Origin of the sequence: Veillonella sp. (assembly GCF_015058545.1) — a bacterium.
In the GTDB taxonomy this organism is placed as follows: Bacteria; Bacillota; Negativicutes; order Veillonellales; family Veillonellaceae; genus Veillonella_A.
The window spans coordinates 1-10619 of the sequence record NZ_SVCB01000068.1 but is presented as its reverse complement, the minus strand read 5'-3'; the positions used below and the strand labels follow the sequence as shown (position 1 = coordinate 10619).

Genomic DNA, 10619 nt, shown 5'->3' with positions numbered 1-10619 from the left:
CAGTTAAGGCAGGGGCGCAGATTCCGATTATTGCGGATATTCACTTCGACTATACTTTGGCTCTCGAAGCTATTGATAGCGGCGTAGACGGACTCCGCATTAATCCGGGGAACATTGGCGGTATCGACAATGTGGTAGCCGTTATTAAAAAAGCGAAACCTAAACAGATTCCAATCCGTATCGGTGTTAATGCCGGATCCTTACCGGCGCATATTTTGGATGCCTATGGCGGTCATCCTTGCGCCGATGGTATGGTGGAAGCCGCTTTGGAGCATGTGCGTATTCTAGAGTCTTTGGATTATCGTGAAATGAAGTTATCCATTAAGGCCACCGATGTACCGCTCATGATCGAAGCCTATCAGAAATTATCGGCTAAAGTACCATATCCGCTCCATCTAGGTGTTACGGAAGCCGGTACGATTACGCAGGGGACCGTTAAATCATCCATCGGTATCGGTGCTTTGTTGGCACAGGGGATTGGTGATACCTTACGCGTTTCCTTAACAGGCGACCCTATCCACGAAGTAGAAGTAGGTAAAACGATTTTAAGTTCCTTAGGACTTCGCACTTACGGTGCCACCATGATTTCCTGTCCGACTTGCGGACGTTGTCGCGTTGATCTTTTCAGCATGGCAGAAACAGTGGAAGCGCGTCTTAAGAGCATTAAAGAACCGATTCGTGTAGCCGTTATGGGCTGCGTCGTAAACGGACCGGGCGAAGCGCGTGAAGCCGATTTCGGGATTGCCGGCGGTGATGGCCGCGGTATTGTTTTCCGCAAGGGAGAGGTCATTAAAACCGTTGATGAAAGTGAATTAGTGGATGCTTTATTCCATGAAATAGAAATGTATTTAGAGTCAAAAGCAAAGGAGTCGTAATTCAATGCTAGCCAGTAAGTTATATGCCCCTACATTACGAGAAACACCTGCCGATGCAGATGTAGTCAGCCAACAATATATGTTGCGTGCCGGTATGATTCGCAAGATGGCAGGGGGGATTTATTCCTATTTGCCATTAGCTTGGAAAAGTATTCGTAAAATTGAAGCCATTGTTCATGAAGAAATGCAAGCTATCGGCTCCCAGGAAATTATGATGCCGATTATTCAACCGGCTGAAATTTGGCAGGAGTCCGGCCGTTGGAACGTATATGGTGCAGAAATGATTCGTCTCACTGACCGTCATGACCGTAACTATTGCTTAGGACCGACTCACGAAGAAATGATTACAACTCTTATTAAAGATGAAGTAAAATCGTATCGTCAGTTGCCTTTGACTTTATATCAAATTCAAAATAAATATCGTGATGAACGCCGTCCTCGTTACGGCTTAATGCGCAGTCGCGAATTCATCATGAAAGATGCGTATTCCTTTGATATTGATGAAGCAGGTCTCGATAAATCTTATTGGGATATGTATCATGCTTATGAAAATGTATTTAGTCGTTGCGGTCTTTACTGTAAACCTGTAGAAGCTGATTCCGGCGCCATCGGCGGCAGCAACAGCCATGAATTCATGGCCTTGGCTGAATCCGGTGAAGCCGATGTAATTTACTGTGATAATTGCGATTATGCAGCCAATATCGAAATCGGTAAACCGGGTGTTATGAAACAGTCCGAAGAACCTTTGTTGGAACTTACGGAAGTAGCAACACCGGATGCCAAAACCATTGAAGCTGTTGCCGAACAATTATCCTTGCCTTTAGATAAAACCATCAAGGCTGTTGTATTATCTGTTGACGGTGTAGTGGTATTGGCGATGGTACGCGGTGACCATGAAGTCAATGAAATTGCGGTGCAACATGCTGTTGACGGCGGTGTTGAACCGGAAATGGCCAGCGATGAAGAACTCGTGGCAGCGGGCTTAACCGGCGGTTTTATCAGTCCGGTTGGTTTAAAACAAACCGAAACTTTCAAAATTGTGGTGGACGAATCCGTAATGGAAATGTTCAACGCTTGCGGCGGGGCCAACAAAAAAGATGCTCACTATATTAACATCAATCCGAAACGTGATTTTAACTTGGAAGATATTATTGTAGCGCCGATTCGTTTGATTACGAAGGATGATGTATGCCCTAATTGCGGTGGTCACTTGGAAATCGCCAAGGGCATTGAAGTTGGTCAAGTCTTTAAATTGGGCACTAAATACAGTGAATCCTTAAACGGTACCTTCCTCGATCAGAATGGTCGTCCTAATCCATATATTATGGGGTGTTACGGTATTGGTGTATCTCGTACGTTAGCAGCCGCTATTGAGCAGTTCCATGATGAAAACGGTATCATTTGGCCACGTGCCATTGCGCCGTTCGAAGTGGTAGTTGTGCCGATTAATGCTAAAGACGAAGCACTTATGGAAGCAAGTACTAAGATTTATGATGAACTTAAAGCGGCCGGTGTCGACGTATTGCTCGACGATCGTAAAGAACGGGCCGGTGTTAAGTTTAAAGATGCTGATTTAATTGGTTATCCTTTACGTATTACGGTAAGTAAAAATACCTTGGAATCAGGTGCTGTAGAATTAAAAACTCGTAAAACCGGTGAAGCTGTGGAAGTAGCTATTGCTGATGTAAAAACAGCTGTAATCGATACGTTAAATACTTTATAATCTATGGCAGTCGATGGGATTCTATCGACTGCCTTTGCTGTCATTAATTCTTGTACATTTGTAGTTTAAGGAGGTAATGATTATGTTAGTAGATTTTCACATGCATAGTACGGCATCTGACGGTGTAATGCGTCCATTGGATTTACGCGCAGCTAATAAAGCGGCCAACATCAAAATGATGTCGTTAACCGACCATGATACGATTGATGGCTTTATGACAATGTTAACTGAGCCTGATTTAGGCATTACCGTTATTCCGGGTTGTGAATTCAGCTCTACTTACAAAGACAAAGACGTTCATATCCTCGGGTATGCCTTTGACTATACAAATAAAGAATTAAATGATTACCTGACATTTTTTAAAGAATCCCGTGAAAATCGTATTTTTAAAATGATTGATTTATTGGCTAAAGACGGTTACGATGTATCGGTTGAAGAATTTAAAGAAACCTTTCCTAATGCCAGTTCCTTGGGTCGTCCGCTGTTGGCACAACTTTTGATTAACAAGGGCTATTTAAAAACCGTTGATGAAGGGTTTGAAACTCTACTGAGAAGAGGAAGCCCTTACTATGTACCTAAATTTAAGGCAGATCCGTTGGATGTAATTAATTTAATTCACGATGCTAACGGCTTAGCTGTGATGGCACATCCTAAATTAATTAAAAACGATGATTATGTGCAAGAACTGCTTCAATTACCATTTGATGGCATCGAAGTGTATCACATTATCCATAAACCGGAAGATGAAGCTCGTTATCGTAAAATGGCTATTCAGCGTAAGCTATTGGTTACGGGCGGCTCCGATTTCCACGGTATTAAAACAAAATTACCGAAATCCATCGGTGACTACTTGATTCAAAGTGAAAGCGTTGCTGATTTTATCCATGTATTACAAGCACATTAACAGTTATTGAGAAATCGGAGACAGCTATGGAAGTTATTGCTTTTGTAGGCCCAAGCGGTACAGGCAAAAGTCATCGTGCCCTTGTGGTTGCTCATGAAAATAATGCAGAATGCATCATTGATGATGGCATTTTGATACATAACAATAAAATTGTGGCCGGGTTTTCCGCCAAAAAAGAAGCCAGTCGTTTAAAAGCGGTGCGTCGCGCTATTTTTCAGGACCCGGAACAAATTCGTTCGGTTAAAGAACAATTGGATATAATTAAACCGGCTCGTATTCTTATTTTGGGTACCTCCGAAAATATGGTAAGCAAGATTTCAACGGCCTTAGGTATCGGTAAGCCGTCCCGTTATATCCATATTGAAGACGTAGCCTCTACCCGTGAGATTGAAAAAGCTCAAAATGCACGGCTGAAAGAAGGTAAGCATATTATTCCGGTACCGACGATGGAACTGAAACCTCATTTTAAGGGATACTTGATTGACCCGATTAAATCTATCTTGCGTCGTACCCGTACGAATAAACCAAATGGCATCGGTGCGGAAGATTTTGAAAAATCAGTTATTCGTCCGGTATTTAGCTATTATGGTCGCTTAACTTTTTCAGATCAAGTCATTGAATCATTGATTAAAAACAGTCTCATTAAAGTGCCGGGCATTGCGGACTGCGAAGATATTAAAATCAAAAAAACAACGAAGGGTACTAATGCTTTGAAGCTTGAAATGGGTGTGTCCATTTATAAAGGACGCCCGGTAAAGAAAATCATGAATGAAATGCACAAAGCTATCAGCAATGAAATTGAATACATTACGGGCATGTCGGTGGAGCGACTGGCTATTATGGTTAACAATATGGTAGACCCAAAGCGCGCGTAATGCGTAAAAAGGTTTACAAGAAGTAAAGAAGTAAAAGAAAGACATCTAAGGAGACGATATGAAGCAGTACTATATATTTACCTATGGTTGCCAGATGAACGAAAGTGATTCGGAACGTTTGGCCCATCAGTTAGAAACAGCCGGTTATACAAATACAGACAATTTTGAAGAAGCGGATTTGATTATTTTAAATACTTGTTGTGTACGTGAAACGGCAGAACATAAGATTTATGGTCGTATCGGTGAACTCAAGCATTTAAAAGAGAAGAATAAGAACTTAATCATCGCTATTACCGGTTGTATGGCTCAGAAAAACCAGGCGGATATGTTTAAACGAGCACCTCATATCGATATCGTATTGGGGACTCATAACTTGCGTCATATCAATGAAATGGTTGAAGAAGTACAACGCACACACAAACATCAGATTAATATTGAAATGGATAATTCCGTGCTTCATGAATTGGAAGCGAAACCAATGGGGACCTTCTCCGCTTGGGTGCCAATCATGAACGGTTGTAACAAGTTCTGTACCTATTGCATTGTGCCGCATGTGCGCGGCCGCGAAATCAGCCGTCCTATCGCAGCGATTGTAGAAGATGTTAAAAAACTCGGTGCCAGCGGTCATAAGGAAATTACCTTGCTCGGCCAAAACGTTAACTCTTATGGTTTGGACTTTAAAGATGGCACCCATTTTGGTGACTTAATCGACGCTCTTGACGGGATTCCGGGGATTGAACGCATTCGTTACATGACGAGTCATCCGCAGGATATGAATAAAGAAATGATTGATGCTCTCGGTCGTTCCACGAACGTAGTTACGCAGCTTCATTTGCCGATTCAATCCGGATCCAATCGCATTTTACAGAAGATGAATCGCCGTTATACGGTAGAACACTATAAAGAGTTAATTGACTATTGTCGTGAAAAGATTGACGGCCTTACGTTGACAACGGATTTAATCGTTGGTTTCCCGGGTGAAACGGAAGAAGATTTCCAGGCCACTTTGCAATTATTAAAAGACATTCGCTATGACATGGCCTATACTTTTATCTTCTCTAAACGCTCCGGCACGCCGGCAGCAACTATGGAAGACCAAGTTCCGGAAGAAGTAAAACGCGTACGTTTACAAGCTTTGATGGACGTGCAAAATGAAATCTCCTTGGAACTTAATAAGGAAATGGAAGGCAAGACCTATGAAATCATCGTGGAAGGCCCTAGCCGCAACGATGAGGATGTTTGGTTTGGCCGTACATCCGGCAATAAGATGATTTTATTCCCTAAGGACGAATCCCTAAAGATTGGTCAAACCGTAAATGCTCGTGTTGACCGTGCGCAAACTTGGATTTTATACGGCACTATCGTATAATTAAATTCTGACATAAATTATCATTAAATTTCGACATGAATTATCATTAAATTAATCAGACCTAAACAGCTTACTATGTAAAGTTTTAGGGTCTGATTAATGACTTACTATACAGTGTTTTTAGAAAAGTGGAGGCGTCTATGAGCAAAAAACAAACGCCCATGATGGATCAGTATTTTTCCATAAAAGATAGATACCAAGAAGAGTTGCTGTTCTTCCGTCTCGGTGACTTTTATGAGCTCTTTTACGACGATGCTCTAACAGCCTCGCGAGAACTCAACATTACTTTGACCGGACGCAATTCCGGCGAAGCGGAGAAAGCACCCATGTGTGGTGTACCGTATCATGCAGCGGAAAGCTATATTGAAAAGTTAATAAAAAAAGGCTATAAGGTAGCGATTTGTGAGCAGGTGGAAGACCCGAAAGAAGCGAAGGGCATCGTTAAGCGCGATGTAATTCGTGTGATTACGCCGGGCACGGTACTTACGGAAAACGGCACGGAAGCGCGTGAAAACAACTTCCTGGCGCTCTTCTATCGCACCGATGAGGCGTTAATTCAGATTTTTTGCGATGTTTCCACCGGTGAAGTGATATGGGATAGAATCAGTCATGGTCAGCGTCAAAGCGCCATTCAGGATGCCTTGTCCATGTACCGACCTTCAGAAATTGTAACGGTCGGCAGCCTGCCTTTGGGCAAAGAATTACAGGATTTTATCGACGTTCAATTAGACAATGTAGCCTTATCGCCGTTTATGCCGAACTTGCCGGTAGCCGATGTGCGTGAGCAGGGCATGATTCACTTCGCCGATGCCGGTTTACTGGAAGAAGATGTGTTGGAAGGTCTCGGCTATTTGTTGACCTATCTTTCCACCGTAATTAAAACCGATATTTCTCATATTAACTATATTCATCCGCTTCATATCGGCGATCGTATGGTGCTTGATACATCGAGCCTGCGTCATTTGGAAGTTACCCATAATCTGCGCGATGGCGGTGTTAAAGGTACACTTTTACAAGTGTTGGATAAAACCTTGACGCCCATGGGGGCTCGCCTTTTGAAACAATGGGTGGAAAGTCCGCTCATGGATATTCATCATATCGAACGACGTCAGCGTGCCATTACGGAATTGATTGCTAAACCGACGGAACAGGGACGTTTACGGGAATTGTTAAAACTGATTTTCGACTTTGAACGTATTTTGGCTCGTGTCGAAACCGGGTCCGTATCGCCGCGTGATTTCACCTCACTGCGTGAATCACTCCGTATTTTACCGGACTTAGTACATATTGCCGGTGCTTTTGAAAGCACGTTACTGCAAGAAGTAGTGAGTCAGATAGACTGTCATGCCGATGTGTATGATTTATTAAATCGTGCTATTGCGGAACAACCGGCCCTTACGTTAAAAGACGGCCGCGTTATTCGCGACGGCTTTAATCAGGAACTGGATGATCTTCGCTCCATGGCGACAAATAGTCAGGAATGGCTCCATCGCTTGGAAGAAGAAGCCCGTTCTAAAACCGGTATCCGCCTAAAAACCGGTTACAATAAAGTATTTGGCTATTATTTCGAAGTATCTCATGCCAATGCGGCCGATGTACCGGATTATTTTATTCGTAAACAAACACTAGCCAATGCGGAACGCTATATCACACCGGAACTTAAAGAGTTTGAAGTCAATATTTTGAGCGCTAAGGACAAGATTATTTCCTTGGAGCAAAAGTTATATCAAGAACTTCGTGAAGCTGTTAAAGAAGCGGTAAAACCAATTCAGGCAACGGCGAGAGCCTTTGCTAATCTTGATGTTTTATCCGGCCTTGCACAAGTGGCTTACGAAGAGAATTACATTTGCCCGACTATGACAATGAACGGTCAAATTACGATTCGCGACGGACGTCATCCGGTTATTGAAAAATATTTAAAACGGGAAGTGTTCGTGCCGAATGATGTTACTTTAAACCACAGCGGTGAAGAATTCTTGCTCATTACAGGCCCTAACATGGCCGGTAAATCTACCTATATGCGTCAGGTGGCGGTGCTCATGATTATGGCGCAAATCGGCTCCTTTATTCCGGCGCGTGAAGCCGTTATTTCACCGGTTGACCGTATTTTTACCCGTGTGGGCGCCAGCGATGATATTTCTACCGGTCAAAGTACATTCATGGTAGAAATGAAAGAAGTGGCGTATATTCTTAATAATGCAACCTCCAACAGCTTGCTCATTCTTGATGAAATCGGCCGCGGCACCAGTACTTTTGACGGTTTAAGCATTGCTCAGGCCGTAGTGGAACATATTTGCAAACATATTCATGGTAAAACCTTGTTTGCCACGCACTATCATGAGCTTATTTGTTTGGAAGAACAGTATGAAAAGCTTAAAAACTATACGGTAGCGGTTAAAGAAAAGGGGAAAGATGTAGTATTCCTCCGCCGTATTGTTCGTGGCGGGGCGGACCGCAGCTACGGTATTCATGTTGCTAAATTGGCCGGTTTGCCAAATTCTGTGCTGAAACGGGCGGAAGTTATATTAGCAGCCTTAGAAGGCTCGGCCCTTGAAGAAGCTGCCACACCACGTGGTAACGCCGGTGCCGTACGAGAAGCGCGCATGAGCACTGCCGGTGGTTCTCAAGAGGCCATGCCGTTAAACGGTACGGGCTCTCCTAATGCTTTGGCAGCCGGTAGTTCCGGCAACGGTAATGGCGCTAATGATACAACCTTTGCCATGCCGACGAATGCCAATTTATTCACTACCTCCGTACTGGATGATTTATTGGCGGTCGATGTAATGAGTTTAACCCCGATTGAAGCACTGAATGTGCTCTATAAATTACAGGAAGAGGCCCGCAAGGGAGGTGGCCGTTAATGGCTCTGATTCATGTTCTCGATGAAGTTACAATCAATAAAATAGCGGCCGGTGAAGTTGTTGAAAGACCGGCTTCGGTTATTAAAGAGTTATTGGAAAACTCCCTCGATGCCGGTGCCACTTCCATTGAAGTAGAAATCGCCAATGGTGGGACTTCTTATATGCGGGTTACCGATAACGGTTCCGGCATGACCGAAGAAGATGCGCGCTTGGCGGTTTTACGTCATGCTACCAGCAAGATTCGTTCCGTGGATGATTTATTTGATATTGCATCTTTAGGTTTTCGCGGTGAAGCTTTGGCCAGTATTGCCTCCGTGTCGCATTTTAGTTTAACCACCCGTAAAGTTGACCAGGAATTGGGCACACGAATTCTTATTGATGGTGGTAAATTCACCGATTGCCTGCCTTTCGGGGCACAACCGGGGACGACTATTGAAGTGCGTGATTTATTTTTTAACACACCGGCACGTCGTAAGTTTTTAAAAACAGAGCGTACGGAAGCAGCCAAGATTCAGGATATTGTCGGCAAATTAGCCCTCAGCAATCCCCATGTGGCGTTTAAACTGATTAATAATGATACGGTAAGTATTGTTGTACCGGGGAACGGTAATCTCATTGATACGGTTTCCGCACTTTACGGCTATAAAGTGAGTGACGATATTTTTCCCATTGCTTATGAATCGGAAGGCATTACGATTCATGGGGTGGTAAGTAAGCCTACCTTATTAAAAAGCAGCCGTATTTGGCAGACCGTGGTGGTTAATAATCGAGTTATCGGCGATAAAGCGATTACCAAAGCCATCGACAATGCCTATTATGCGTTGTTGCCAAAGGGCGGCTATCCGTTGGTATTACTTACGATTACAGTACCGCCGGGCACTGTGGATATTAACGTCCACCCTCGTAAGAGCGAAGTTAAATTTGAAGATGATAAGCCTGTATTTAAGGCCGTATATCATGCGATTTTACAAGCTTTGCAAAATCCGATGCAGCAGGTGACCGGCCGTGATAATTCCGGCATGGATGGCTTAGACGGTTTTGGCGGCGGCGATGACAGTATTACTACCGCCGTTAATTATGAAAAAGCCTTTACCAATCATGATTTGGCAAAAATCAATGATATTGACATCAGTTCTGACGGCGGTTCGGCCATCAATCTTGATTTCGATACGGTTGGTTTTAATGATACCTCAAATCGTAGCGGTAATAATGGTCAAGATGGTCATCAAAAAAACGGTGGACCTAGCTATCCGTTTGCCGAAGTTTCTCAGCAGGCTCGTGAAAAAACAAATGAATTTGTGAATCGTATACGCCGTGAAGGCTTTGAAGCGCCAACGCGGACAACCTATGAACAAAGCTCCTGGATTGAGTCCGGTGACTTTAAGGATGCTGTTGTGCCAAAAAGCTATACGGAAGAAGATAAAGAGAAATTCCGTCAGTTAGCCTCATCCCTACGGGGAAACGGCGGTTACGGTTCCGATGGCACAGGCGGTTACGGCTCCAATGGTGGAACCGGTTACAGTTCTGAGGGCGGAGGTAGTTACGGATCCGATAGCGCAATCGGATCGGGTTCCCAGGAGTCAGGTACAGCGGGAATGGCTTCGGCAGCCGATGCTGAACCGGGCAATAGCGCAAATAACAATCGTTTCAGCGTCAATACAACCGGTTTGTTGCCATTAGGTCAGGTTGCGGCTTGCTATATTTTGGCAAAAAAAGGCGATAATCTGTATATCATTGACCAACATGCGGCGCATGAACGTATTCGTTACGACCAACTCTGTAAGTCGGCGGAGGCGATTCCTATGCAGGAACTTTTGATTCCTCAATATATTGAAGCCAGTGAGGAAGAGTTGATTATTGCGGAAGAACAAAACAACACACTGTTGAATCTAGGCTTTCAAGTTGTGCAGGGGGGACCTACGCAATTAAAAATTGAAGGACTGCCTATCGACTTAGTGGAAAGCAAGGGCGAAGAAATCTTGCGCTATGTCTTTTCACTGTTAAAAGATTAT

General features: G+C 43.7%; 7 protein-coding genes. All 7 read left to right on the top strand.

Features of this window, described 5'->3' with window-relative positions:
* Positions 1 to 875 (top strand): flavodoxin-dependent (E)-4-hydroxy-3-methylbut-2-enyl-diphosphate synthase (gene ispG / locus E7204_RS04430; protein WP_295181978.1); only part of this gene is annotated, 875 nt, incomplete at its 5' end.
* 4 nt (positions 876 to 879) lie between these two features.
* Positions 880 to 2598 carry a proline--tRNA ligase gene (locus E7204_RS04425; protein WP_295181975.1) on the top strand — a complete coding sequence of 573 codons (1719 nt, stop codon included), beginning with the start codon at positions 880 to 882 and terminating at the stop codon, positions 2596 to 2598.
* 82 nt (positions 2599 to 2680) lie between these two features.
* On the top strand, positions 2681 to 3502 hold the full coding sequence (locus tag E7204_RS04420; RefSeq protein ID WP_295181972.1) for a PHP domain-containing protein: 822 nt from the start codon (positions 2681 to 2683) through the stop codon (positions 3500 to 3502).
* Positions 3503 to 3528: 26 nt separating this feature from the next.
* On the top strand, positions 3529 to 4377 hold the full coding sequence (locus tag E7204_RS04415; RefSeq protein WP_295181970.1) for a hypothetical protein: 849 nt from the start codon (positions 3529 to 3531) through the stop codon (positions 4375 to 4377).
* Between the two features lie 58 nt (positions 4378 to 4435).
* A complete protein-coding gene (gene miaB, locus E7204_RS04410) occupies positions 4436 to 5746 on the top strand; it encodes a tRNA (N6-isopentenyl adenosine(37)-C2)-methylthiotransferase MiaB (RefSeq protein WP_295181967.1) in 1311 nt (436 codons plus the stop codon).
* Positions 5747 to 5886: 140 nt separating this feature from the next.
* Positions 5887 to 8607, top strand: a complete 2721-nt coding sequence (gene mutS / locus E7204_RS04405) for a DNA mismatch repair protein MutS (RefSeq protein ID WP_295181964.1) — start codon at positions 5887 to 5889, stop codon at positions 8605 to 8607.
* The coding region (mutL, locus tag E7204_RS04400) for a DNA mismatch repair endonuclease MutL (RefSeq protein WP_295181962.1) at positions 8607 to 10619 on the top strand (2013 nt) is incomplete at its 3' end. The genes mutS and mutL, both read left to right, overlap by 1 nt.